The sequence below is a fragment of the Streptomyces sp. V3I8 genome, from assembly GCF_030817535.1.
Classification (GTDB): domain Bacteria; phylum Actinomycetota; class Actinomycetes; order Streptomycetales; family Streptomycetaceae; genus Streptomyces.
In genome coordinates this window covers 1,576,531-1,600,313 of the sequence record NZ_JAUSZL010000002.1, presented here as the reverse complement: position 1 = coordinate 1,600,313, position 23,783 = coordinate 1,576,531, and the positions used below count along the sequence as shown (strand labels likewise).

Below are 23,783 nucleotides of genomic sequence, written 5' to 3'. Positions count from 1 at the left end.
GTCAGGTCACTTCTTCCGGAGAGTGCGGTACGTGGCCACGAGGGCGCTGGTGGAGGAGTCGAGGCCGTGGACGTCGGCGCCCTCGGTCAGGGCGGGTTCGACGCGCTTGGCGAGGACCTTGCCGAGTTCGACGCCCCACTGGTCGAAGGAGTCGATGTTCCAGATCGCGCCCTGCACGAACACCTTGTGCTCGTAGAGGGCGATCAGCTGACCGAGGACCGAGGGGGTCAGCTCGGCGGCCAGGACGGTCGTGGTCGGGTGGTTGCCGCGGAAGGTGCGGTGCGGCACCTGCTCCTCGGGCACCCCCTCGGCCCGTACCTCGTCGGCCGTCCTGCCGAACGCCAGCGCCTGGCCCTGGGCGAAGAGGTTCGCCATCAGCAGGTCGTGCTGCGCGGCGAGTTCGCCGCCGAGTTCGGCGACCGGGTTGACGAAGCCGATCAGGTCGGCCGGGATTGTCTTCGTGCCCTGGTGGATGAGCTGGTAGTAGGCGTGCTGGCCGTTGGTGCCGGGCGTGCCCCACACCACCGGTCCGGTCTGCCACTGCACCGGGTTCCCGTCGCGGTCCACGGACTTGCCGTTGGACTCCATGTCCAGCTGCTGCAGATACGCCGTGAACTTCGACAGGTAGTGCGAATACGGCAGCACCGCGTGCGACTGGGCGTCGAAGAAGTCGCCGTACCAGACGCCGAGCAGGCCCAGCAGCAGCGGTGCGTTGGCCTCCGCGGGGGCCGTGCGGAAGTGTTCGTCGACGAGGTGGAAGCCGTCGAGCATCTCGCGGAAGCGCTCCGGGCCGATCGCGAGCATCAGCGACAGGCCGATCGCGGAGTCGAACGAGTAGCGTCCGCCGACCCAGTCCCAGAACTCGAACATGTTGGCCGTGTCGATGCCGAAGTCGGCGACCTTCTCCGCGTTCGTCGACAGCGCCACGAAGTGCTTCGCCACCGCGTCCGCGTCACCACCGAGCCCCGCGAGCAGCCAGGACCGTGCCGAGGTCGCGTTGGTGATCGTCTCGATGGTGGTGAACGTCTTCGAGGCGACGATGAACAGCGTCTCGGCCGGATCCAGGTCCCGCACGGCCTCGTGCAGGTCGGCCCCGTCCACGTTCGACACGAAACGGACCGTCAGGTCCCGGTCGGTGAAGGCGCGCAGCGCGTCGTACGCCATCGCCGGGCCCAGGTCGGAGCCGCCGATGCCGATGTTGACGACGGTGCGGATGCGCCGGCCGGTGTACCCGGTCCAGGCGCCCGAGCGGACCTGCCCGGCGAAGCCGGCCATCTTGTCGAGCACGGCGTGCACCTTCGGCACGACGTTCTCGCCGTCGACCTCCACGACCGCGTCGCGCGGGGCGCGCAGCGCGGTGTGCAGGACCGCCCGGTCCTCGGTGACGTTGATCCTCTCACCGCGGAACATCGCGTCCCGCAGGGCGAACACCCCGGTGGCGGTGGCGAGTTCCTGCAGCAGCGCGAGCGTCTCATCGGTGATGAGGTGCTTCGAGTAGTCGATGAGCAGGTCGCCCACGCGCACGGTGTACCGCCCGGCGCGCTCCGGGTCCGTGGCGAACAGCTCACGCAACTGCGGATGCAGCAGGGGCCCGGCGCGGTGGTCCTCCAGGGCCGTCCACTCGGGGCGGCGGGTGAGCCTCGGTGTGTCAGACACGGCTCACCCCCTCGGTGTCCGCGCCGCGCAGGGCGACGGCGTACATCTCGTCCGCGTCGAGGCGGCGCAGTTCCTCGGCGATCAGCTCGGAGGTGCTGCGGACCTTCAGCGCGAGGGTGCGCGAGGGCTGGCCCGGCAGGGACAGCGTCGCCAGCGGGCCCTCGGGACGGTCGATGACGATCTCGCCGCCCGCGGTACCGAGCCGCACGGCGGTCACCACGGGTCCCGCGGTGACGATCCGCTCGACCGACACCTCCAGGCGCGCCTCCAGCCAGCGGGCCAGCAGCTCGGCGCTCGGGTTGTCGGCCTCGCTCTCCACGGCGGCCGAGGTGATCTTCGTCCGGGCCTGGTCGAGGGCGGCGGCGAGCATCGAGCGCCAGGGCGTCAGCCGGGTCCAGGCCAGGTCGGTGTCGCCCGGCGCGTACGCCGCGGCGCGCGCCCGCAGGGCCCGCAGCGGGGCCTCCACGGCGTACATGTCGGTGATCCGGCGCTGCGCGAGGGCACCGAGGGGATCCTTGACCGGGACCTCGGGCGCGTCCACCGGCCACCAGACGACGACCGGCGCGTCGGGGAGCAGCAGCGGCAGGACCACCGAGTCGGCGTGGTCGGACACCTCGCCGTACAGCCGCAGGATGACCGTCTCACCGGTGCCCGCGTCCGCGCCGACCCGCACCTCGGCGTCGAGGTGCGAGTTCGTGCGGTCGCGAGGACTGCGGGCGTGCCGCTTGATGACGACCAGGGTGCGCGAGGGATGCTCGTGCGAGGCCTCCTCGGCCGCCTTGATCGAGTCGTAGGCGTTCTCCTCGTCCGTCACGATGACCATCGTCAGGACCATGCCCACGGCAGGCGTCCCGATGGCGCGGCGCCCCTGTACGAGGGCCTTGTTGATCTTGCTTGCCGTGGTGTCGCTCAGGTCGATCTTCATGGCCTGCGCCAGCTCCGTCCGTCTCGTGCGAGCATCTCGTCGGCTTCCCGGGGGCCCCAGCTGCCCGAGGCGTACTGCGCGGGCCTGCCGTGCTTGTCCCAGTACTCCTCGATCGGGTCGAGGATCTTCCAGGACTCCTCCACCTCCTGGTGACGGGGGAAGAGGTTGGCGTCGCCGAGCAGTACGTCCAGGATCAGCCTCTCGTACGCCTCCGGGCTGGACTCCGTGAACGACTCGCCGTACGCGAAGTCCATCGACACGTCCCGGATCTCCATCGACGTACCCGGCACCTTCGATCCGAAGCGCACCGTCATGCCCTCGTCCGGCTGGACGCGGATGACGATCGCGTTCGCGCCGAGTTCCTCGGTGGCGGTCGAGTCGAAGGGGGAGTGCGGGGCGCGCTGGAACACGACGGCGATCTCGGTGACGCGGCGGCCCAGGCGCTTGCCGGTCCGCAGGTAGAAGGGGACGCCCGCCCAGCGGCGGTTGTCCAGCTCCAGCTTGACCGCGGCGTAGGTGTCGGTCGTCGACCCGGGGTCGATGCCGTCCTCCTCGAGGTAGCCCACCACCTTCTCGCCGCCCTGCCAGCTCGCCGCGTACTGGCCGCGCACGGTGTGCTCGCCCAGGTTCTCCGGCAGCTTCACGGACTTGAGGACCTTGAGCTTCTCGGTGAGCAGCGCGTCGGCGTCGAAGGCGATGGGCTCCTCCATCGCGGTCAGCGCCATCAGCTGCAGGAGGTGGTTCTGGATGACGTCACGGGCCGACCCGATGCCGTCGTAGTAGCCGGCGCGGCCACCGATGCCGATGTCCTCGGCCATCGTGATCTGTACGTGGTCGACGTACGACCGGTTCCAGACGGGCTCGTACATCTGATTGGCGAAGCGGAGCGCCAGGATGTTCTGGACGGTCTCCTTGCCGAGGTAGTGGTCGATCCGGAACACCTGCTCCGGGTCGAACACCTCGTGCACGACCCGGTTCAGCTCGCGCGCGCTCCTCAGATCGCGGCCGAACGGCTTCTCGATCACCGCGCGCCGCCAGGAACCGGCCGGCGCCTCGGCCAGGCCGTGCTTCTTGAGCTGCTTGACGACCTTGGGGAAGAACTTCGGCGGTACGGAGAGGTAGAAGGCGTAATTGCCGCTGGTGCCCCGGGACTTGTCCAGGTCGTCGACGGCGGAGCGCAGTTGCTCGAACGCCTCGTCGTCGTCGAAGTCGCCGGGGATGAACCGCATGCCCTCGGCGAGCTGCTGCCAGACCTCCTCGCGGAACTCGGTGCGCGCGTGATCGCGGACCGAGTCGTGCACGATCTGGGCGAAGTCCTCGTCCTCCCAGTCGCGCCGGGCGAAGCCGACGAGGGAGAAGCCGGGCGGCAGCAGCCCGCGGTTGGCCAGGTCGTAGACGGCCGGCATGAGCTTCTTGCGCGACAGGTCGCCCGTCACACCGAAGATGACCAGCCCGGAGGGGCCGGCGATCTTGGGCAGGCGGCGGTCCTGCGGGTCGCGCAGGGGGTTGTCCCAGCCGTCCGCGAGGTCCAGGAGCTCGGTGAGGGAACCGGGCTCGGCGTCGGTGTCGGTGTCGGTGTCGGCTTCGGCACCGGTGGCCGCCGGACCGCCGTCCGTGGTGCCGGTGCCGGTGCCGGCCGCCGTACGGTTCTCCGCGGCCTCCGCGGCCTCCGCGGCGGTGGCGTCCAGTGCCGTACCGGCCGGCTCCGCCTGGGCCCCCTTGGGGGTCTTCCTCCTCATTCCCCGTCAACTCCCTTGTCGTCGAGCGAAACCTTGACGGCGTCCAGCAGCTCGCCCCAGGCCGCCTCGAACTTCGCGACGCCCTCGTCCTCCAGCTGCCTGACCACCTCGTCGTACGAGATGCCCTGCTTCTCGACGGCCTCCAGGTCCGCGCGGGCCTGGGAGTAGCCGCCGCTCACCGTGTCGCCGCGGATCTCACCGTGGTCGGCGGTGGCGTTCAGCGTGCCCTCGGGCATCGTGTTGACGGTGCCGGGCGCGACCAGCTCGTCCACGTACAGCGTGTCCTTGTAGGCCGGGTCCTTGACGCCCGTCGAGGCCCACAGCGGGCGCTGCCTGTTGGCGCGGGCCCCGCCGAGGGCGGTCCAGCGGTCACCGCCGAAGACGTCCTCGTACGCCTCGTAGGCGAGCCGCGCGTTGGCCAGTGCCGCCCGGCCCTTCAGCGCGAGGGCCTCGTCCGTGCCGACCTTCTCCAGCCGCTTGTCGATCTCGCTGTCGACGCGGGAGACGAAGAAGGAGGCGACGGAGTGGATGAGGGAGAGGTCGAGGCCGGCGGCCTGCGCCTTCTCCAGACCGGCCAGGTAGGCGTCCATCACCTCGCGGTAGCGCTCCAGCGAGAAGATCAGCGTGACGTTGACGCCGATGCCGAGGCCGATGACCTCGGTGATCGCGGGCAGTCCGGCCTGGGTCGCCGGAATCTTGATCATCACGTTCGGGCGGTCGACCAGCCAGGAGAGCTGCTTGGCCTCGGCGACCGTCGCCCGCGTGTCGTTCGCCAGGCGCGGGTCGACCTCGATGGAGACCCGGCCGTCCCGGCCGCCGGTCCCGTCGTACACCGGCCGCAGTATGTCGGCGGCGGCGCGCACGTCGGCGGTGGTCATCATCCGTACGGCCTCGTCGACCGTCACACGCCGCGCGGCGAGGTCGGCGAGCTGCTCCTCGTAGCCTTCGCCGGAGCCGATCGCGGCCTGGAAGATCGAGGGGTTGGTGGTGACGCCGACGACGTGCCGGGTGTCGATGAGCCCGGCGAGGTTGCCGGACGTGATGCGCCCCCGGGACAGGTCGTCGAGCCAGACGGAGACGCCTTCGCCGGAGAGGGCCTTCAGGGGGTCGGTGGTGGTGGTTGTTTCGGTCACAGTGATCATCTTCCTTCGTGCGGTCGGATCAACCGCGGACTGCGGCAAGAGATTCCCGCGCGGACGCGGCCACGTTCTCGGCCGTGAAGCCGTACTCGGCGAACAGGGTCTTCGCGTCGGCGGAGGCGCCGAAGTGCTCCAGGGAGACGATGCGTCCGTTGTCACCGACGTACCGGTACCAGGTGAGACCGATGCCGGCCTCGACCGCCACGCGGGCCTTCACGGATGTCGGCAGGACGCTCTCCCTGTACTCGGCGGACTGCTCCTCGAACCACTCCACGGACGGCATCGACACCACCCGGGTGCCCACTCCCTCCGCTTCCAACTGCTCGCGTGCGGAGACGGCGAGCTGGACCTCGGACCCGGTGGCGATCAGGATCACGTCGGGCGCGGCGGTGGACGCCTCGCGCAGGACGTAGCCGCCCTTGGCCGCGTTCGCGTCGGCCTCGTACGTGGGTACGCCCTGACGGGTGAGGGCCAGACCGTGCGGCGCCGGGTTCGTCGCGTGCCGCCGGGTGATCTCCGCCCAGGCGACGGCGGTCTCGTTGGCGTCGGCCGGGCGCACGATGTTGAGCCCGGGGATGGCGCGCAGCGAGGCGAGGTGCTCGACCGGCTGGTGGGTGGGGCCGTCCTCGCCGAGTCCGACGGAGTCGTGCGTCCACACGTAGGTCACGGGGACCTGCATGAGGGCCGACAGGCGGACGGCGTTGCGCATGTAGTCGGAGAACACCAGGAAGGTGCCGCCGTAGATGCGGGTGTTGCCGTGCAGCGCGATGCCGTTCATCTCCGCGGCCATGGAGTGCTCGCGGATGCCGAAGTGGATGGTGCGGCCGTACGGGTTTGCCTCGGGGAGCGGGTTGTCCGCCGGGAGGAAGGACGACGTCTTGTCGATCGTCGTGTTGTTCGAGCCCGCGAGGTCGGCCGAGCCGCCCCACAGCTCGGGGAGCACCGCGCCGAGCGCCTGGAGGACCTTGCCGGAGGCGGCGCGGGTCGCCACGGACGTGCCGGCCTCGAACACCGGCAGCGCGGACTCCCAGCCCTCGGGCAGCTGCCCGGCCACGATCCGGTCGAAGAGCTTCGAACGCTCGGGCTGCGCGGTACGCCACTTCGCGAGCTGCCTGTTCCAGGCGGCGTGGGCCTCGGCGCCGCGGTCGAGCGCCCGGCGCGCGTGCGCCAGCACCTCGTCGGCGACCTCGAAGGACCGCTCCGGGTCGAAGCCCAGCAGGCGCTTGGTGGCCGCGATCTCCTCCGCGCCGAGCGCCGAGCCGTGCGCGGCCTCGGTGTTCTTCGCGTTCGGCGCGGGCCAGGCGATGACGGTGCGCATCGCGATGATCGACGGGCGCCCGGTCTCGTCCTTCGCGGCGGTGAGGGCCGCGTGCAGGGCGTGCGTGTCGATGTCGCCGTCCGCCGAGGGCTCGATCCGCTGCACGTGCCAGCCGTAGGCCTCGTACCGCTTCAGTACGTCCTCGGAGAAGGCCGTGGCGGTGTCGCCCTCGATCGAGATGTGGTTGTCGTCGTAGAGGAAGACGAGGTTGCCGAGCTTCTGGTGACCGGCCAGTGAGGACGCCTCGGCCGAGATGCCCTCCTCCAGGTCGCCGTCCGAGACGATCGCCCAGACGGTGTGGTCGAAGGGGGACTCGCCCTCGGGGGCGTCCGGGTCGAACAGGCCGCGCTCGTAGCGGGCGGCCATCGCCATGCCCACCGCGTTGGCGACACCCTGGCCGAGCGGTCCCGTGGTGGTCTCGACCCCGGCCGTGTGGCCGTACTCCGGGTGACCCGGCGTCTTCGAGCCGTGGGTGCGGAACGCCTTCAGGTCGTCCAGCTCCAGCTCGTAGCCGGAGAGGAAGAGCTGCGTGTAGAGGGTCAGCGAGGTGTGGCCGGGGGAGAGGACGAAGCGGTCACGGCCGGTCCACTCCGGGTCGGCGGGGTCATGACGCATCACCTTCTGAAAGAGGGTGTACGCCGCCGGGGCCAGCGCCATCGCCGTGCCGGGGTGGCCGTTGCCGACCTTCTGGACGGCGTCCGCCGCCAGCAGCCTGGCCGTATCCACGGCCCGCCGGTCCAGGTCGGTCCACTCCATGCCGTCAGACGTCTGCGTGCTCATCTTCAAGAAGTCCTTGCCGTAAGCCCGATAACTCGTTCGATGTGTTCAAGTTTAAAAGTCTGACCTTTTCGCGGCGAGGTCTCCCTGTGTCAGCCTTTGGTGAAAGTGGGACAACGACCACGGGACCGAGTCGACACGAGATGGACATGGCGGACAGAAGCACCCAACACGAAGACGGCCGGAGCGGGATCAGGACTTTCCCCTTCCCCGCCGGCCTCAGCGTTCTCGGCGTGGGCATGCAGGTGGGCCCGATGGAGTCAGGCCGCGGCTGGCATCTGGGTGAACAGACCGACCGCGTCCACCGCATCGACTACCACGTGGTCCTGCTCCTCCGGGGCGGTCCGGTACGCCACATGGTCGACTTCGACGAGTACGAGGCGGGGGACGGCGAGGTCCTGTGGATCCGCCCGGGCCAGGTGCACCGCTTCTCCTCGACGGCGCACTACCGCGGCACCGCTCTCATCATGCAGCCCGGCTTCCTGCCCCGCGCCACCGTCGAGGCGACCGGGCTCTACCGCTACGACCTGCCCCCGCTGCTGCGCCCCGACACGGCCCAGCGCGCCGCGCTGGAGCACTCCCTGGCCCAGCTGGAGCGCGAGTACGTCGACACGGGCACCCTGCCGCTCAGTCTGCACACCGCCGTGCTGCGGCACACCCTGACCGCGTTCCTGCTGCGTCTGGCCCATCTGGCGGCCGGCGCGGGCGCGGCGCACGGACATACCGGCGGCGAGCGGACCGGCGGTGAGCAGGACGGCAGCGAGCAGGGCGGCGCCGAGCAGGGTGGCGGTACCTTCGCCCGTTTCCGGGAGGCCGTCGAGAAGGGCTTCGCCACCAACCACAGCGTCAGCGCCTACGCCGACGCGCTCGGTTACTCCCGGCGCACCCTCGTCCGCGCGGTCCGCGCCGCGACCGCCGAGACACCCAAGGGCTTCATCGACAAGCGGGTCGTCCTGGAGGCCAAGCGCCTGCTGGCCCACACCGACATGCCGATCGGCCGTGTCGGCGCCGCCGTGGGCTTCCCCGACGCGGCCAACTTCTCCAAGTTCTTCACCCAGCACACCGGGACGACGCCGGTGGCGTTCCGGGCGGAGCTGCGCTGAGCCACCGCCGGGGCGCCGCCGGGAACCCCTGGGGGCGGCAAACCCTTGGGGGCGGCCCGTCCGGGCCGCCCCCAAGGGCGGATCCTGCCGCAACCGCGTTCTCAGTGACCGAAGCTGAACCAGTTCACGTTCACGAAGTCCGCCGGCTGACCGCTCGTGAAGGTCAGATAGACGTCGTGCGTCCCGGTGACGCCACTGATGTTCGCGGGTACGGTCCGCCAGCTCTGCCAGCCGCCCGTGTTGGCCAGGGCGAAGCTGCCGACGGGCGTGCTCGTACGGCTGTCGAGGCGGACCTCCACCAGACCGCTGACCGCGTTCCCGGCACCGCTCGCGACCCGGGCGGTGAACTGCCGGGCCGCCGAGGAACCGAAGTTGACACCCTTGTACTGCGCCCAGTCGCCGTTGGCGAGCGCGCCGATGTTCTGGCCGCCGCCCGAGTCGGTGGTGGTCTCGGTGATCGTGCCGCCCTGGCCGTCGAACGACTCGGCCTGGATCGCGCTGTACGCGTCACGGTTGCCGGTCGGGGGAGGAGTGGTGCCGCCGCCCGACGTGAGCACCTGGACGTAGTCCACGACCATCGGGTTGCCGGGCACCGTGGCGCCGTCGGGCCCGCCGCCGAAGGCGTCCACGAAACCGCCGCCCATCGCCACGTTCAGGATGATGAAGTACCCGTGGTTCGTGGCGTTCGCCCAGGTCGTCGCGTCGACCTGGTTGGCCCGCACGGTGTGGTAATTGACGTTGTCGACGTAGAAGCGGATCTCCTCCACGCTCGTCGAGCGGTCCCACTCCATGGCGTACGTGTGGAAGCCGGCCTGGCAGGTCGCGCCCGGACAGGCGGTGGAGCCGCCGATGCCGGTCGTCTCGTTGCACGGACCGCCCGGGCTGCTGCCGCAGTGCATGGTGGCCCACACGGTGTTGAGGCCCTGGACGTTCTCCATGAGGTCCAGTTCACCGACGCCCGGCCAGTTCTGGTAGTTGCCGCGGTAGGGCGCGCCCAGCATCCAGAACGCCGGCCAGTAGCCGCGGGCGGCGGCCCCCGTCACGTTCGGCATCTGGATACGGGACTGGACGCGCAGCTTGCCCCCGGCGGCCGGCTGGAAGTCGGTGCGGTTGGTCTCGATGCGGCCCGAGGTCCAGTTGCCCGAGGCGTCGCGGCGCGGCGTGATACGCAGGTTGCCGCTGCCGTCCAGGGCCACGTTGTTCGTGCTGGACGTCATGTTCTCGATCTCGCCCGTGCCCCAGTTGGTGGGGCCGCCCGGGTAGCCGTGGCCGGTGGCGTACTGCCAGTTCGAGGTGTTGACGCCGGTGCCCGCGGAACCGTTGAAGTCGTCGACGAAGACCTGGGTCCAGCCGCTGGGCGGCGCGGGCGCGTCGGCGGCCGCGGAACCGGCCGCCGCCAGGCTCAGCACGCCGACCAGAGCGACGAGCGTGCGCCGCAGACGACCGGGTCTCACGGGTGTGCCGGAAGTTTCCCTCATGGGTGCCTCTTCGGGTACGGAGTGGGGAGTGGGGGATGCGCGGCCGGTGCCGAGGGCGCTGAGAGCGCTCTCAAATCCGCTGCGCGGCCAATGTGCTCCCCGCCACCCCGGCCGTCAAGAGGTAAAGCAGAGAAAGCGCGCGCAGGCTCCGGGAGTTCACGCCGTGAAGGAGGGACGGATCGGACGTGACGCCAGAAAGCGCTTCCTGCTTGCCACTTGGACCAGGGCGTGCCTCGGTTGCCGGGCGGCGTCGGAGCCGTCGGGCGGCGCCCGCCGCGCTCCGGGCATCGCGTGGTCCGGTACGGGGAGGTCAGCGAGCGGGCCGGGGTGCGGTCGGCGCGGTCGGTGCGGTGGTCGTGGTGAGCAGGCCGCTCATCGTCTCCGCGGCGCGTACGGCGGCGTCGGCGCAGCAGTTGTTGAACAGGACGTGCAGTTCGTCGGCGCGCCCGGCCATCGCGCGCAGTCGCGGCAGCCACTGCGCCAGCTCGTCGGCCGTGTACGTGTGCCGGAAGCGGTCCTCCTTGCTCCCGGACCCCCACGACGTGCTGCGTCCGTGGAAGCGGACCACCGCGAGCCGGGACGTGGTGACCACGTCGACCGGTGGGACGGCGTCGGCGACGGACTGCGCCATGTCCACGCTGACCGTGCTCATGCCCAGCCGTGCGAGCAGGTCCGCGGACGTCTCACGCCGGTCCGGGTGCCACCAGTCCGGGTGCCGGAACTCCACGGCGACCGGCCATCCGGCGGCCCGCCCCGCCCATTCCCGCAGGACCGCCTCCGCCCGGTCCCCGGGTCCGAACCACGGCGGGAACTGGAACAGCAGGGCGCCCAGCCGTCCGGTCCGCCGCAGCGGTTCCAGGGCCGCGGTGTACCGCTGCCACAGTTCGTCCAGCAGCACGGGATCGGCCGCGTCGCGGGTGTGGCGGGTGTGGCGGGCCCGGAGGTCGGCGGGCAGGGCGGCGGTGCGGGTGGGATGCCCGGTGAAGAGGGAGAAGGCCTTCACGTCGAACCGGAAGCCGTCCGGGGTCCGCTCGGCCCACAGCAGGCTGTTGCGCTCGCTGGGCAGGCCGTAGTACGTGGAGTCGACCTCCACGACGGGGAAGCGCTCGGCGTAGTACCGCAGCCTGCCCTCGGCGTCCCGCCGGCCCGGCGGGTACCAGCCGCTGGTCACCAGCTTCGGATCCGTCCACGAACAGGTGCCGACGCGTGTGTCTCCCATGCCTCACCAGTTGCCCGGGGACGATGTCCGACACCTCCGGGTCCGGCACCACCCGGGTCCGGTACCGCTTCACGGGTTCGGGCCGTGCGGGCGGGGCCTCCTCGGCCGGGCCGAACCGCTCGTGGGCCCGGCGCGGCGGCGCGCGAGCCCACCACGCGCGTCGGCCCGGGGCCGATCTGCGGGACGGGCGCGAAACCGCCCGTCGTGAAGGCGCCGAACACGACCGCGGGCAGCGGCGTCGCGCGGCGGGATCAGGACCGGACCGGTGAGGGAGAAGGGCGGGACGAAGACGACGGCGAGGGCGGTGATGACGGTGAAGGCGGCGAGGGCGGTTTCAGGGCGCCCGGGCGGCGGCGCGTGGTGGACCGCCGTGGCGGGGGCGAACACCGGGATCCCGCGGGCCGCGAGCAGCGGCCGGGTGGTCCGGGACCGGGTGGACACGAGCGGTTCCTCACCGGCGAGAGGGATATCGGCCGACCACCACGACCGGTCCGGTCCGGTCGCTACGGCCTGGTCGGCTCGGGCTGCCAGCCCAGTGCCCTGGAGATCCCGCGCGCGGCGATCCGTACCGCCGGGACCAGCGCCGTCGTCCGTGCGTCCCGTTCGGGCACCACGACCGAGACCGCCGCCACCACCGAACCCTCCGTGCCGCGCACCGGAGCGGCCACCGACAGCGCGTCCACCGTGATCTGACGGTCGCTCAGAGCCACTCCCGTACGGCGCACTTCGGCGAGGGCGCGGCGCAGCGTGCCCGGATCCGTGAGGGTGTGCGCGGTGAACGCGGCGAGCGGTCCCGCGCAGTACTCCTCCTGGAACGCCGGCGCGCAGTGGGCGAGCATCGCGAGCCCCACACCGGTCGCGTGCAGCGGCCAGCGCGCGCCCACCTGGATCTTCACGCCGACGGCCGAACGCCCCGAGATCCACTCGATGTAGACGACCTCGGAGCCGTCGCGGACGGCCAGCTGCACGTTCTCGTGCGTCGCTTCGTAGAGGTCCTCCAGATACGGCAGCGCGACCTGCCGCAGCGCGAGCCCGCGCGGGGAGAGCGCCGCGATCTCCCAGAGCCGCAGGCCCACGTGGTAGACGCCGGCAGCGTCGCGTTCCAGGGCGCCCCACGCGGTGAGCGCACCCACCAGCCGGTGCGCGGTGGTCAGGGAGAGCCCGGCCCGGCGGCTGATCTCCGTGAGGGAGAGCGCCGGATGCTCGTGGTCGAAGGCGGCGAGCACGGCCAGCAGTCGCTCGGGCGCGGACAGCGAGGTCATGGGGGTCCGGTCGCGCGCCGAAGGCCCCGCCGGATCGCGAGCGCCTCGTCACCGGTCACCCGCCCCACGGTACGCCCGCCCTGGTCACAGGTCTTTTCCGAAGACCGTGGAGCTGTACCGGACCGCCATCCCGACGCGCAGGTACAGGTTCAGCGCGCCGGTGTCCGAGTGCGTCCCCAGGGTGCAGGTCCGCCGTCCGTGCCGGTGGCAGGCGCGGAACGCGTCGAGGAGCAGGAGGCGGGCGATGCCCCGGTTGCGGTGGTCGCGGCGCACGGCGACCTGTTCGATGTAACCCTCGTCGGTGTCCGGGAGGTCCAGCGAGAGCACGGCGCCCACCAGTTGCCCGTCGGCGAACGCCAGCGCCGACATCGCCGGTGCGAAGGCGGGGCGTCCGACGGTGTGCCGGGCCCACTCCTGGTAGCCCATGCGCCGTTGCTGCCATTCGTCGAAGGCGTCCTCGACGAGCTGGTGCACGTCGCGTCCGTCGCCGGCCCGGAACGACCGGACCGTGATGCCGGCGGGCGGTTCGGGCACGGCCGGCTCCTCCGGCATGAGGAACTCCAGCAGCCACTCGGTCGCCATCGGCCGGTACGCGCGTGAGCGCAGCAGCGCCACGGCGTCCGTGTCGCTGTCCGGGACGGTCTGGACGATGCGCGCACCGCCCGCCTGTCCGGCCCGGGCCTCGGCCCAGGCCAGGAGCGCACCGCCCAGGCCGCGGCCCCGGTGTGCGGGGTGGACGTCCACCTCGCAGCGTCGATCGACCCACGCCCGGGCGGCCAACCGCCCCGCCCGGTCGTGGATCAGCCGGGTGTCCGACTCCAGGACCAGGCCGGGCCTTGTGAAGTCGGCGGCGATGCGGCCGGGATCGGTCCGCTCCCGGCCGAAGAGCTCGCGCTCGCACGCCGCGACCAGGCGATGGACGTCACCGGTGTCGTCGGCGGTGATGTCAGCGGTGACCGGCCGCACCCGGTACTCCGGCGGCAGCCCTGGTACGAGATCCGGCAATGGAGGACACCCCCGAGGCGGCGGTACGACAGACACGGCACCGTGACAGTGTTCCGCCCGGCCCCGGGTGTGGACAACCGCTCGACCCGTTCACGTCACGGACCGCCCCGGGCCCCACGCCTCACCGGCCGTCCGTGACCTCCACGAACACCGGGTTCGAGTAGAACCACGTGCCGGCCCACGGATCACCGTCGCCCGGCGCGTGCGGGACCGGCCCGTGCGGGTCGACCGACGCGCCCAGGTACCCCGCCCCGTGCCGGTTGCCGTCGCTGCCGCGCAGCCGCACGTGGAAGGACTCGTCACCGGCGGTCAGCGGGATCCGCAGGGTGTACGTGTCCCTGCGGCCGGCCACGTCCGCCGTGTGCACGACCTTCGTGGCGGGCGCGCGCCAGGCGTCCCGGTCGGCCGCGAACCCGCACCCCGGCCCCGGGCCGCCGCCGGCGCGGCCGACGCCCCTGGCGCACCGGCCGCGAAGACGGCCCCGGACAGGCCCGCCCGGCACAGGAGCCGGCGCCGGGACACGCCCTGCGCGTCGAGTGCGGCGGCGGAGACGGACGGGTCGGCCCAACCGGGCAGTTCCTGCTCGAGCATGGTCTGCGGGGTTCCCCTGGGCTCGTGGTGTGTGTCGGTGGTTCGGTCCGGGAGGGTCACAGCACGCGCAGCGTCCACTCCCACCGGTGGGTGCCGGTCGCGACGAGGTACCGCGCCGAGGTGTCCGGGCCGCACGAGGCCGTACCGAGTCCCCGGTGCGCCGCGTCGAGGTGGACCACGCAGCCGGGCCGCGGCACCAGCTCGTCGTGGTGCGTGGCGGCCGCCAGGTCCTCGGCCCGGTACCGGTTGACCGAGACCTGCCCCGGCGCCCCCAGTTCCACGGCGAGGCCCGTCGCGTCCGGCGCCGACAGCGTGAACCGGCGCACCCCGTGCCGGCCGCCGCTCTCCTGCGGCCGCAGGTACGGCGTGAACAGCTCGTCCACCGGGAGCGAGTGGTGCCCCACGGGCGCGCCCGCGCTCCGGTCCGGGTACGCCTCCCAGGGGCCCTGCCCGTACCAGTCCAGGACGTCCAGGCCGGGCGCCGTCTCGAAGACGGTGCCGACCCTGGCCACGTCGTCGAGCCCCGCCGGCAGTTCGGCCGACTCCTCGATCCGGACACCGCCGGGGACGGGGGTGAACACCTGCTCGTGGCGGACGGGCCCGGCCCCGGTCGCGTACTCGCTGCGCACGACGACCCGGGGGCCCTCCTCGCGTACGTCCACGACCTTGCGTACGAGCGCGTCGAGACCCCAGTCGTGCCAGCGGGCCGCCATGCCGCCCAGCTCGTCGTTGTCGGTGGGCGCCCGCCACAGCGAGAGCACGGGCGCGGACACCAGCAGCGGGTGGACCAGCAGCGCGTCCTCGTCCAGCGTGACGGCGGGACCCGGCGCGGGCTCCGGGGGCGCGCCGGTGACCGGTGCGCCCAGCCGGACCTGCGGCACACACACCTCCGTGCCGAGCGGCGCCCACGCCTCGTCGTCCGCGGTGGTGACCCGCAGGGTCAGCCAGACCTCACCGGCGTCGGGTTCGGGGAGCGGGAACGGCGGCGGCACCTGCGCCGAGGCGCCCGGCGGCACGGCGGGCAGCTCGGCCGGCGCACGGTGCGTCGCCCCGTCGGCGTGCACCAGACGCCACTCGGCGGCCAGCCACTCCAGGCCGCGGAAGTGCTGCCGGTTGTGGATCCGGAGCACGCCCTCCTCGTACGTCAGGCGGACCGGGCCCGCGATCTCCCGGTGCTCGTACATCACGGGCTTGGGGGTCCGGTCGGGGAACACCACGCCGTCGGCGATGAACGCCCCGTCGTGGATCACCTCGCCGAAGTCGCCCCCGTAGGCCCAGCGGTGGCCGGGCGCGGTGACACCCTTGTCGTACAGACCCGCGCCGCCACGGCCGGCCGGTCGTCCGTCGTTCACACGCTGGAGGATGCCGTGGTCCCAGAACTCCCAGATGAAGCCGCCCTGAAGACCCGGGGTGGACTCGATGGCGGCCCAGGTGTCGGCGAGCGTGCCGTTGCTGTTGCCCATGGCGTGCGAGTACTCGCACTGGATGAGCGGCTTGGTCTGCCGGCCCGACAGGGCGTGGGCCACGCAGTCCTCGATCGGCGCGTACATCGGGCAGGCGATGTCGGAGGCGAGTGCCGGGTCCGCCCAGTCGAGCTTGGCGGCCCCCTCGTACTGGATCGGCCGCGTCGGGTCGTGGCGGCGCACCCAGCCCGCCGCCGCGTCGTGGTTGGCGCCGTAGTCGGACTCGTTGCCCAGCGACCAGATGATGACCGACGGGTGGTTCTTGTCCCGCAGGACCATGCGGGAGACCCGGTCGACGAACGCGGGCAGGTAGCGGGGGTCGCCGGCGATCTCGTGGGCGTGGTCGTGCGACTCGATGTCCGCCTCGTCCACGACGTAGAGGCCCAGTTCGTCGGCGAGGTCGTACAGCGCCGGGTCGTTCGGGTAGTGCGAGGTGCGGACCGCGTTGAAGCCGAACCGCTTGAGGAGGACGAGGTCCGCGCGCAGGTCGTCCGCGGTGACCGTGCGGCCGGTCAGCGGGTGGAAGTCGTGCCGGTTCACGCCCCGGATGTAGACCCGCTCGCCGTTGACCAGCAGGTCCCGGCCGACGATCTCGACGTCCCGGAAACCGACCCGGTGGTGCGAGGTGTCCGCGACCGAGCCGTCGGCCCGGTGCAGCCGCACGGCCAGGTCGTACAGCGCGGGCGTCTCGGCGGTCCACGGGCGGACGTCCTGGACGACGGTCCGCAGCCGCGCCTCGCCGAAGAAGTCGGACACCCGCATGTCCTCGGCGTTGAGGCGGTCGAACTCGGTGTCCTGGGTGAGGAGCCGGCCGTCGAGGTCGGCGGTGACGTACCAGCCCCCGGGGAGCGGCCCCGCCGTGTCGCGCACCGTGCAGTCGACCAGCAGCCCGCCGTCGCGCCCCGCGCGCACGGTCACGTCCGCGAGGTGCAGCGGATCGGTGGCGTACAGCAGCACCGAACGGGTGATGCCCGCGTGCCACCACTGGTCCTGGTCCTCGATGTGCGAGGCGTCGGACCACTTGACGACCGTGCACCGTACGGTCGCCGGATCCCCGGGGCGGACGATGCCGGAGAGGTCGAACTCGGCGGCCAGGTGGGAGTCCTTGGAGATGCCGGCCGGACGGCCGTTCACATGGACGAGCAGCACGCTCTCGGCCGCGCCGACCTGCAGGACGATCCGGCGGCCCGCCCACTCGGCGGGGATGTCCACGGACCGCTCGTAGACGCCCGTCGGGTTCACGGCGGGCGAGTGCGGCGGGACGTCGTCGAACGGCATCCGCACATTGGTGTACTGGGGCAGGTCGTCGGTGCCCTGCACGGTCCACACGCCCGGCACGTCGGCGAGGGTCCACTCGCCCGACGCGCCGGTCGGCGAGGGCAGCAGCTGGAAGTGCCAGGAGCCGTCCAGGGACAGCGCGCCGGAGCGCCGGTCCACCGCGTTCATGGGCAGCCGCCGCCAGGAGGTGATCTCCGGTGACTCCCAGGGACGCAGGGCGAGCAGGTGGTCGCGTCGCATCAGCGGATCGCTCCCTTGCCGAGGTCGGCGATGATCTGCTTGGCGCCGATCGCGAAGACGATCAGCAGCGGGATCAGGGCCAGGACCGCGCCCGTCATGACCATTCCGTAGTCCGTGGTGCCGTGGACGCCGTTGAGCTGGGACAGGGCGACCTGGAGCGTCACGTTGTCCGGGTTGGTGAGGGCGATCAGCGGCCAGGCGTAGTCGTTCCACTGGCCCATGAACGTGAAGATGCCGAGGAAGGCCAGCCCGGGGCGGACCACGGGCAGCGCCACGTGCCAGTACTGGCGCAGGAAGCTCGCCCCGTCGATCTTCGAGGCGTCGAGCAGCTCGTCGTGGATCGCGCTCCTCATGTACTGCCGCATCCAGAAGATGCCGAAGGCGTTCGCGGCGGCCGGCACGATCAGCGAGGTCATCGAGCCGATCCAGCCCAGTTTCGCCATGATCACGAACTGCGGGATGGCCGCGAGCTGCGCCGGCACCATGAAGATCGCCATCATCATCGCGAACAGCGTCCGCCGGCCGGGGAACGTGAACTTGGCGAAGACGAACGCGGCCAGCGAGTCGAAGAACAGGACGAGGAACGTCACGGAGACGGCGACGAGCAGCGAGTTGAACATCGACCCGAAGAAGTCGATGCTGTCGAAGAGTTTGTCGAGGTTCTCGCCGAAGTGCGAGCCGGGCAGCAGCTTCGGCGGGTAGGAGAAGATCTCGGTCGACGTGTGCGTCGACATGATCACGGCCCAGTAGAACGGGAACGCGGAGAGCAGCACCCCGAGGAACAGGGAGACGTGCAGCGCGATGCCCCTGCGCCGGTCGCCCCGGATGCGCGTGCCACCGCCGGGCTCGGCGCGCGGCGGTTCGGTGAGGGCGGGCTCGGTCTGTGTGGTGGTTGCCATGGTGACGGGCCTCCCTAGTCTTCGCCCCGGCGCTGCACCAGGCGCCAGTTGATGATCGAGAAGATGACGACGACGAGGAAGATGCCCCAGGCCACGGCCGCGCCGTAGCCGAAGTCGTTGTTGTCGAAGGTCTGCTGGAAGAAGTAGAGGACCATCGTCCGGCCGGCGTGGTCGGGACCGCCCGAGAACGTCGACTCGTTGGCGGTGGACTGCAGCAGCACCTGCGGTTCGGAGAAGCTCTGCAGTCCGGTGACGGTCGAGATGACGAGCACGAACAGCAGCACCGGCCGCATCAGCGGCAGCGTGATCCGGAAGAAGGTCTGCACGGGCCCGGCGCCGTCCATCCGCGCCGCCTCGTACAGCTCGCCGGGGATCGTCTGGAGTCCGGCGAGGAAGATGATCGCGTTGTAGCCGGTCCACTGCCAGGTCATCAGGGTGGCGATGGCGACCTTGATGCCCCACGGGGTGTTCAGCCAGGCCACCTGGTCGAGTCCGACCGCCTGCAACAGGGCGTTCACCAGGCCGAAGTTGGTGGAGAAGACCGAGCCGAAGATGATCGCGACGGCGACGACCGAGGTGACGTTGGGCAGGAAGTACGCGAAGCGGTAGACGTTCTTGAAGCGGACCGCCGAGTTGAGCATCACCGCCGTCACCATCGCCAGGAAGATCATGGGGAAGGTGGCCAGCGCCCAGATGATCAGCGTGTTGCCGATCGAGCTCCAGAAGTCGGTGTCGCTCAGCAGGTAGCGGTACTGCGAGAGCCCCGCGTACTCCATCGGACCGAGGCCGTCCCACCGGTGGAACGACAGGTACAGCGAGAAGCCGACCGGGATCAGGCCGAAGGCGAGGAAGAGGAGGTAGAAGGGCGAGATCGCGGCGTACAGCCGCCAGTGGCTCAGGATGCCCTTCTTCGGGTGGGCGGAGGGCGGTCCGGCGGGGGGCGCCGGAGGCCTGTCGACCAGGGGAGCGGTGGCCATCAGTGGCTCACCCCCAGGTGGTCCGCGATGCGCCGGCACTTGCTCATGGCGTCCTTCCAGGCCTGCTCGGGGTTCTTGCCGAGGACGCCGACGTTCTTGATCTCGTCCCTGACGGGCTGCCCGAGCGCCACGTCGTACGGGCTGTTGAAGGCGACCGGGATCTTCTCCGCGGCCGGCCCGTAGACGTCCATCGTGATCTGGCCGCCGAAGAACGGGTCGGGCTCGCGCAGCTTCTTCATGTCGTACGAGGCGGGGGTCGACGGGAAGAGCCCGGCGTCCATGAAGCCCTGGGCCTGGTTGTCCGCCCCGAGCAGCCAGGTGATGATCTCGAAGGCCTTCTCGGGTTCGCGGCACGCCTTGGTGATGGCCAGGAACGAACCGCCGACGTTGGAGGGGCCGCCGGGACAGCTCGCGACCCGCCACCTGCCCTTGGTCCTCGGGTACTGCAGCTTGAGGTCGCCCGCGTTCCACGAGGCGTTGAGCTGGCTGGGCAGCTCGCCGCTCTCGGTGGCCGAGATCGAGTCGGGGGTGCCCGTCACGATGCTCGACGCGAGCCCGCGCCGCTTGGCCTCCACGGCCCGGTCCCAGCAGACCCGCACGTGTTCCTGGTCGCCGATGAAGTGCTTGTCGCGGTTCACGAACCGCTCGGTGCCCTGCCCGATCGACATCTCGAAGACACTGGTGATGTCGGTCAGGATGAACGCCCCGCGAACCCGCTTCTTCAGCTGTTCACCGGCCGCGAAGAACTGCTCCCAGGTGCCCATCTCCCTGGAGACGTCCTCCGGTTCGTGCGCCAGGCCCGCCTTCTCGTAGACGGCCGGCTGGTAGAACTGCACGACGGGACCGACGTCGATGGGGAAGCCGACGAGGCTGCCGTCCGGGGCGACCCCCTGCTGCCACTTCCAGTCCAGGTACCGGTCCTTGAGCTTCTCCGCGCCGAGCGTGCGCAGGTCCACGAACTGGCCGGCGTTCGGCAGGTACGACGCCATGTCCTCGCCCTTGAGCCCCGCGATGTCGGGGACGTGGGCCCGGCCGGTCATCGTGGTGATGAGCTTGGAGCGGTAGTAGCCGCCGATCTGGATGGCGTTCAGGTCGACAGCGTTGTCGTAACGCGCCTTGGCCTTCTTGACGACGGTGTCGCTCAGGCCGCCGCTCCAGTACCAGAGCACCATGTTCCGGCCCGTCGAGCCGGTCGGTACGGCGCAGCCGGACGCCAGGCCGCCGAGCGCGGTCGCGGCCGTACCGGCCAGGCCCGCGCGGAGCAGGCCCCTTCGTGAGAGCCGCACAGCTCCCACCGCCTTTCGCATGTGTTCGGTCTTCGCATCAGGGGAGATCGGGAGAGATCGGGGGTGCCGTGGGGGCGGGTGGGGTCACCGGCGCGTGGGGGAGCGGGGGGCCGGGGTCGGCGGGCAGCCGGTCGGCCAGGAAGCCGTACGTGCGCCGCAGTGCGGGGTCGTCGAGCGAGTGCCACCACCGGTGGACGCCGTACCAGCCGGGCGCGGCCAGCGCCCCGCCGTGCCGCCGTACGGAGAGCCCGGCGGCCAGGACCGCGAAGCGCAGCCGCTCATCGAGGGGCCAGCCCTCGAGCGAGGCCGCGACGAAACTCGCGCCGAAGACGTCGCCGGCGCCCGTCGCGTCCAGCACGTCGGTGGCGAGGGCGGGCACGTCCGCGTACTCGCCGGTGGTCTGGTCGACGGCGACCGCGCCGTCGCCGCCGCGGGTGACCACGGCCACCGGCACCAGCTCGGAGAGCCGGGAGAGCGCGCCGGCCGCGGTGTCGGTACGGGTGTACGCCCTCGCCTCGGCCTCGTTCGGGAGGAAGGCGTGGCACAGGGCGAGCTGGTCGAGGAGGTCCGGGGACCACTGCTCGCCGGGGTCCCAGCCGACGTCCGCGTAGACCCGCGTGCCGTTCGCGGCGGCCTTGGCGAGCCAGGCGCGGGGCTCGGCCTCCAGATGCACGAGGGCGGTGCGCGCGGCGGGCGGGTCGCCCATCAGCGCGTCCTGCGAGTACGGGGGCTCCTGGCCGTGGGTGACCAGGGCCCGGTCCTGGCCGTACGCGATCGAGACGGTGACCGGGGTGTGCCAGCCGTCCGCGGTACGCGAGAGCGAGAGGTCGATGTGCTCCTGGCCGGCCAGGACCCCACGGCAGTACGCGCCGTAGTAGTCGTCGCCGAACACCGTGGCCAGGGAGGTGCTCAGGCCGTAGCGGGCGGCGGCCACCGCCAGGTTCGCGATGCCGCCCGGGCTCGTGCCCATCCCGCCGGTCCAGACCTCCTTGCCGGGCGTCGGCGGCCTGCCCAGACCGGTCAGGACGAGGTCGTAGAAGAGCAGCCCGGTCAGCAGCACATCGGGCCGCGCATCGGGCCGTTCGTCACCCACGAGCGCATCCTCTCGTCAAAACTCTTCACTTTCGATGCACGGGATCGTGTTTCGGTGGACAGGATCGTGCGCGTCTCCGGCCGATTTGGCAAGAGTCGAGCAGAATCGAGCATAGAAATGATCGGCAATGACGAGTACTGTTCGGCGCGTGCTGGCAGAGCGACGACATCAACTCATCCTGCGGGCCCTGCGCTCCGGCGGCCCCGCGGCCGTGACCGACCTCTCGGAGCAGCTCGGCGTGAGCCCCGCCACCGTCCGGCGTGACCTGCTCAAACTGGAGGAGGAGGGCCTGCTGACCCGGGTGCACGGCGGGGCGGTCGCCGAGGAGGGCGACCAGCCCTTCGCCGAGGTCGCCGAGGTGCGCGTGGCCGAGAAGGACGCCATAGCGCAGCGCGCGGCGGCGCTCGTCGAGGACGGCCAGTCCGTGCTGCTCGACATCGGCACCACCGCCTACCGGCTGGCCCGGCAGCTGCACGGCCGCCGTATCACCGTGATCACCAGCAACCTCGTCGTGTACGAGGAACTGGTGGACGACGAGGCCGTCGAGCTCGTACTGCTCGGGGGCATGGTCCGCCGCGAGTACCGCTCGCTGGTCGGCTTCCTCACCGAGGACAACCTGCGCCAGCTGCATGCGGACTGGCTGTTCCTGGGAACCAGTGGAGTGCGGCCGGGCGGCCAGGTGATGGACACGACCGTCGTCGAGGTGCCGGTGAAGCGCGCCATGATCAAGGCGGCCGACCGGGTCGTCCTGCTCGCCGACCGCGCCAAGTTCCCGGGAACGGGGATGGCGAAGGTCTGCGGGCCGGAGGAACTGGACGTGGTGGTGACCAACGGGCCGGCGGACGCCGGCACGCGGGCCGCCCTGGAGGAGGCCGGCGTGAGCGTGGTGCTCACGTGACCGGCGTGCGCGGGGACGCGGCGACAGGGCCCGGGACCCCGGGGAACAGCGAAAGGGCAGTTGCGTGAAGCTGACGATTCTGGGCGGTGGCGGATTCCGCGTGCCGCTCGTGTACGGGGCGCTCCTCGGGGACCGCGGCGAGGGCCGCGTCACCGACGTCGTCCTGCACGACCTGGACGCGGGACGGCTCTCCGCGGTCGCCCGGGTCCTCGCCGAGCAGGCGGCGGACGCCTTGGACGCACCCACCGTGACGGCCACCACGGATCTCGACGAGGCGCTGCGCGGCGCCGACTTCATCTTCTCCGCGATCCGGGTCGGCGGCCTGGAGGGCCGCGCCGCCGACGAGCGGGTCGCCCTCGACCAGGGCGTCCTCGGCCAGGAGACCGTCGGCGCCGGCGGCATCGCCTACGGCCTGCGCACGGTGCCCGTCGCCGTCGACATCGCCCGGCGGGCGGCCCGGCTCGCCCCCGACGCCTGGCTCATCAACTTCACCAACCCGGCGGGCCTGGTCACCGAGGCCATGTCCCGCCACCTGGGCGACCGCGTCATCGGCATCTGCGACTCGCCGGTCGGCCTCGGCCGCCGCATCGCCCGGGTACTGGGCGCCGAGCCGCGCGAGGCGTGGATCGACTACGTCGGCCTCAACCACCTCGGCTGGGTCCGCGGACTGCACGTCGCCGGACGCGACGAACTCCCCCGGCTGCTCGCCGACCCCGACCTCCTCGGCTCCTTCGAGGAGGGCAAGCTCTTCGGCACCGACTGGCTGCGGTCGCTCGGCGCGATCCCCAACGAGTACCTGCACTACTACTACTTCAACCGCGAGACGGTCCGCGCCTACAGCAGGGCCGAGAAGACCCGCGGCGCGTTCCTGCGCGACCAGCAGGCCCGGTTCTACGAGGAGATGAGCCGGCCCGGCAGCGCCGCCCTCACCGCCTGGGACCGCACCCGCGCCGAGCGCGAGGCCACCTACATGTCCGAGAACCGGGAGACGGCCGGCGCCGGCGAGCGCGACGCCGACGACCTGTCCGGCGGCTACGAGAAGGTGGCGCTCGCCCTGATGCGGGCCATCGCCCGCGACGAGCGCACCACCCTCATCCTCAACGTCCGCAACCAGGGCACCCTCTCGGTCCTCGACGCGGACGCCGTCATCGAGGTGCCCTGCCTGGTCGACGCCAACGGCGCGCACCCGGTCGCCGTGGCCCCGCTGCCCGACCACGCGACCGGCCTGGTGTGCGCGGTCAAGGCGGTGGAGCGCGAGGTGCTCGCCGCCGCGGAGTCCGGCTCACGCACCACCGCCGTGAAGGCGTTCGCGCTGCACCCGCTCGTCGACTCCGTGAACGTCGCCCGCAACCTCGTCGACGGCTACACCGCGGTCCACCCCGGACTGGCGTACCTCACGTAAGTGCCTGCCCCCGTAGTGCCTCCGTAGTGCCTGCC

Annotated in this window: 18 protein-coding genes and 1 pseudogene; 3 read left to right on the top strand and 16 right to left on the bottom strand. The window is 71.6% G+C overall.

Translation table 11 applies throughout. The annotated features are described in order from the left end of the window. Positions 1-6: 6 nt before the first annotated feature. From pgi to tkt, 5 genes are read right to left on the bottom strand one after another with little or no spacing between them, the layout of a single operon-like run. Entirely contained in the window at positions 7-1,656 is a 1,650-nt protein-coding gene (pgi, locus tag QFZ75_RS07035) for a glucose-6-phosphate isomerase (RefSeq protein ID WP_307534757.1), read from the bottom strand. Beyond that, complete coding sequence (gene opcA / locus QFZ75_RS07030; RefSeq protein WP_307534755.1) at positions 1,649-2,581, bottom strand: glucose-6-phosphate dehydrogenase assembly protein OpcA; 933 nt, start codon at positions 2,579-2,581, stop codon at positions 1,649-1,651. The genes pgi and opcA overlap by 8 nt, the downstream gene beginning before the upstream one ends. Continuing rightward, on the bottom strand, positions 2,578-4,320 hold the full coding sequence (gene zwf / locus QFZ75_RS07025) for a glucose-6-phosphate dehydrogenase (RefSeq protein WP_307534753.1): 1,743 nt from the start codon (positions 4,318-4,320) through the stop codon (positions 2,578-2,580). The genes opcA and zwf overlap by 4 nt, the downstream gene beginning before the upstream one ends. Continuing rightward, complete coding sequence (tal, locus tag QFZ75_RS07020; RefSeq protein WP_307534751.1) at positions 4,317-5,462, bottom strand: transaldolase; 1,146 nt, start codon at positions 5,460-5,462, stop codon at positions 4,317-4,319. Before tal ends, zwf begins: the two co-directional genes overlap by 4 nt. A gap of 19 nt (positions 5,463-5,481) precedes the next feature. Then, positions 5,482-7,557, bottom strand: a complete 2,076-nt coding sequence (gene tkt / locus QFZ75_RS07015; protein WP_307534749.1) for a transketolase — start codon at positions 7,555-7,557, stop codon at positions 5,482-5,484. Between the two features lie 146 nt (positions 7,558-7,703). Here tkt and QFZ75_RS07010 point away from each other — a divergent pair, with 146 nt between their 5' ends. Next, positions 7,704-8,657, top strand: a complete 954-nt coding sequence (locus tag QFZ75_RS07010; protein ID WP_307534747.1) for an AraC family transcriptional regulator — start codon at positions 7,704-7,706, stop codon at positions 8,655-8,657. 101 nt (positions 8,658-8,758) lie between these two features. Here the strand turns inward: QFZ75_RS07010 and QFZ75_RS07005 are convergent, their stop codons facing one another. From QFZ75_RS07005 to QFZ75_RS06955, 11 genes and pseudogenes are all read right to left on the bottom strand, one after another. Further along, entirely contained in the window at positions 8,759-10,135 is a 1,377-nt protein-coding gene (locus QFZ75_RS07005) for a glycoside hydrolase family 16 protein (RefSeq protein WP_307534745.1), read from the bottom strand. A gap of 310 nt (positions 10,136-10,445) precedes the next feature. Continuing rightward, positions 10,446-11,354: a DUF72 domain-containing protein gene (locus QFZ75_RS07000; RefSeq protein WP_307534743.1), complete on the bottom strand. Its 909-nt coding sequence runs from the start codon at positions 11,352-11,354 to the stop codon at positions 10,446-10,448. A gap of 69 nt (positions 11,355-11,423) precedes the next feature. Next, on the bottom strand, positions 11,424-11,795 hold the full coding sequence (locus QFZ75_RS06995) for a hypothetical protein (protein WP_307534742.1): 372 nt from the start codon (positions 11,793-11,795) through the stop codon (positions 11,424-11,426). Between the two features lie 62 nt (positions 11,796-11,857). Beyond that, positions 11,858-12,616 (bottom strand): IclR family transcriptional regulator, encoded by a 759-nt coding sequence (locus tag QFZ75_RS06990; protein WP_307534740.1) that lies wholly within the window; start codon positions 12,614-12,616, stop codon positions 11,858-11,860. A gap of 84 nt (positions 12,617-12,700) precedes the next feature. Next, entirely contained in the window at positions 12,701-13,621 is a 921-nt protein-coding gene (locus QFZ75_RS06985; RefSeq protein WP_307534738.1) for a GNAT family N-acetyltransferase, read from the bottom strand. A gap of 121 nt (positions 13,622-13,742) precedes the next feature. Further along, a pseudogene (locus tag QFZ75_RS06980) lies at positions 13,743-14,036 on the bottom strand (histidinol-phosphatase); the annotation flags it as partial. A gap of 232 nt (positions 14,037-14,268) precedes the next feature. Beyond that, positions 14,269-17,193 carry a glycoside hydrolase family 2 TIM barrel-domain containing protein gene (locus QFZ75_RS06975; protein WP_307534737.1) on the bottom strand — a complete coding sequence of 975 codons (2,925 nt, stop codon included), beginning with the start codon at positions 17,191-17,193 and terminating at the stop codon, positions 14,269-14,271. Beyond that, on the bottom strand, positions 17,193-18,092 hold the full coding sequence (locus QFZ75_RS06970) for a carbohydrate ABC transporter permease (protein ID WP_307534735.1): 900 nt from the start codon (positions 18,090-18,092) through the stop codon (positions 17,193-17,195). Before QFZ75_RS06970 ends, QFZ75_RS06975 begins: the two co-directional genes overlap by 1 nt. Positions 18,093-18,106: 14 nt before the next feature. Further along, complete coding sequence (locus QFZ75_RS06965; protein ID WP_307534732.1) at positions 18,107-19,069, bottom strand: carbohydrate ABC transporter permease; 963 nt, start codon at positions 19,067-19,069, stop codon at positions 18,107-18,109. Next, positions 19,069-20,355, bottom strand: a complete 1,287-nt coding sequence (locus QFZ75_RS06960) for an extracellular solute-binding protein (RefSeq protein ID WP_307534730.1) — start codon at positions 20,353-20,355, stop codon at positions 19,069-19,071. The genes QFZ75_RS06965 and QFZ75_RS06960 overlap by 1 nt, the downstream gene beginning before the upstream one ends. 37 nt (positions 20,356-20,392) lie before the next feature. Beyond that, positions 20,393-21,448, bottom strand: coding sequence for a carbohydrate kinase family protein (locus QFZ75_RS06955; RefSeq protein WP_307534728.1), 1,056 nt, complete (start codon positions 21,446-21,448; stop codon positions 20,393-20,395). A gap of 148 nt (positions 21,449-21,596) precedes the next feature. Between QFZ75_RS06955 and QFZ75_RS06950 the strand changes: the two genes are divergently transcribed. Both QFZ75_RS06950 and QFZ75_RS06945 read left to right on the top strand, forming a co-directional pair. Further along, positions 21,597-22,346, top strand: coding sequence for a DeoR/GlpR family DNA-binding transcription regulator (locus QFZ75_RS06950; RefSeq protein ID WP_307534726.1), 750 nt, complete (start codon positions 21,597-21,599; stop codon positions 22,344-22,346). 64 nt (positions 22,347-22,410) lie between these two features. Continuing rightward, positions 22,411-23,748: a 6-phospho-beta-glucosidase gene (locus tag QFZ75_RS06945; RefSeq protein ID WP_307534724.1), complete on the top strand. Its 1,338-nt coding sequence runs from the start codon at positions 22,411-22,413 to the stop codon at positions 23,746-23,748. Positions 23,749-23,783: the final 35 nt, after the last annotated feature.